This window comes from Kocuria sp. ZOR0020, assembly GCF_000800955.1.
In the GTDB taxonomy this organism is placed as follows: domain Bacteria; phylum Actinomycetota; class Actinomycetes; order Actinomycetales; family Micrococcaceae; genus Kocuria; species Kocuria subflava.
The window spans coordinates 1-1,620 of the sequence record NZ_JROX01000303.1; the positions used below are offsets into that span (position 1 = coordinate 1).

Sequence of the window (1,620 nt, forward strand, 5' to 3'; positions counted from 1 at the left end):
GGCGGGGGAACGGAGGGGTCGCGGGCATGGCTCCCCGGTCGCGTCGCGCTCACGTGTGCCCCCTCCGCACTCCCCGACTCACGCACTGCCATCGGCACGCGAAGCGTGTCCCGTAAGGGCCCGCCGCCGATGTATTGCGAGCGCCCTTGACGGTGTGCTCCATGTTCTCGACCCGGGCCTCGTGAGGGCGCTGACTGTTGCCTTGGCCGCCGCCCTCTCACGTCATGCGACGCGGACCGTTCTTGTCCACTCCGGGCCGAGCGTGAACGGGCTAGTTTGGGCGCGTGCGAACGCCTGAAGAACGCCCCTCGGGGGCCCGTTCGCCCGTCTGGGCGGGCTGAGGGACGCCGATGAGTTCTGCCCTGGAAAGACCGGCGGAGTCCCGACGGATACGCACCGCTTATGCCAGCTCCTTCGTCTTGTGTCTCATCATTGGTCTGGTTGGCCTTGTCGCGTTGGTCCTGGGTGGGGCACCGAGTGATCCGGGCCCGGGCCAGGGTGCCGATCTCGGTCGCTTCCGGCTCATCGCGACGCTGGTTGCCGTCGCGTGCATGTCACTCTCGATTGCCGGGGCACTGCTGCTCCGGCGGAGGTGGCGGCGCCGTCGAGCCCGCCTCATCTTCGCCGTCCCGCCAAGCTGGCCAACGCCGCCGGAGCGGTGGTCACCTCCAGTCGGTTGGAGCCCCAGCTCAGAATTCCCAGAACCGCCGTCGGGCTGGCAGTTCTGGCGTGAACATTGAGCCAGGCGTCAACGCCCCGTCGATTACGGCCCAGTTTTCAGCCGTCGTCGACACGTGGCGAACCGTTCGGGGTCACGCCCGCATCTGCCGCGTTGAGGGCGGGGACGCTCGCCCGCATCTGCCGCTGTAGGGGCGGGGACGCTCGCCCGGTCATGCCGCGATGGGCGTGCGTTCTTGCCCGGTGAGCCATCGTCTACTGAGATAGCCCGTGTGCTCGTGGACCCGCCATGAGCACACTTGTCCTGTCGGCAGAGCCGGGAGCAGGGCGGGTCACCGCGCGAGGCGGATGTCGACATCTCGTTCTACGTAGCCCCACTCGGGGGTCGTGCGGAGTCGGTCTACGAGCTCCTCGAACGCGGGGGCGTCTTGGGGGGCGTACTCGAACCAGGCGAGGAAGTCGAAGGGCTCGCCCAGGTCATGGCCGTGGTAGAGCTGGCGCGCGACTGCCGGCAGGTACTCCAACCCGACCGCGATGTGGTGGGAACTCTCCTCGAGGAGGTCACGGCGTTCGTCCTGAGCGAGCTGCCACCAAGCATCGGACTTGGTGATGGGGATGAGAGCCGCCCGGGTTGCTTCGGGCCGGCCGAGCTGTGGCTGCTTGGCGTCCAGTGCCTCCTGCTCCTCGCGTCGGGTGTAGCGCTTGTAGCTCGTCGTCCCGCGCAGCACCCAGGCCGCCTCGACGTCGCCTGCACGTGACCCGTCGAGCACGGCCAACCGTGAGACCACCGGCAAGGACGGACCAGTCACCGGCTCGATGCGTTCAACCTGCCAGGCGCCCACCCGGCCTCCGGCAAAGACGTTTAGCGGCATGGAAACGACGTTACCGCACCCCTGCGGAATTTGTCAAGGTAGTTGAGGCCGGTGGGTGTTAGGCGGCTAG

At 68.0% G+C, this 1,620-nt stretch carries 1 protein-coding gene; it reads right to left on the minus strand.

Features of this window, described 5'->3' with window-relative positions; translation table 11 throughout:
• Positions 1-1,010 precede the first annotated feature (1,010 nt).
• Positions 1,011-1,550 (minus strand): chlorite dismutase family protein, encoded by a 540-nt coding sequence (locus L979_RS13305; RefSeq protein WP_018023089.1) that lies wholly within the window; start codon positions 1,548-1,550, stop codon positions 1,011-1,013.
• Positions 1,551-1,620: the final 70 nt, after the last annotated feature.

Excerpts from the sequence above, each read along its gene's own strand:
- L979_RS13305 (WP_018023089.1), bottom strand. The coding sequence starts at position 1,550 with ATGCCGCTAAACGTCTTTGCCGGAGGCCGGGTGGGCGCCTGGCAGGTT.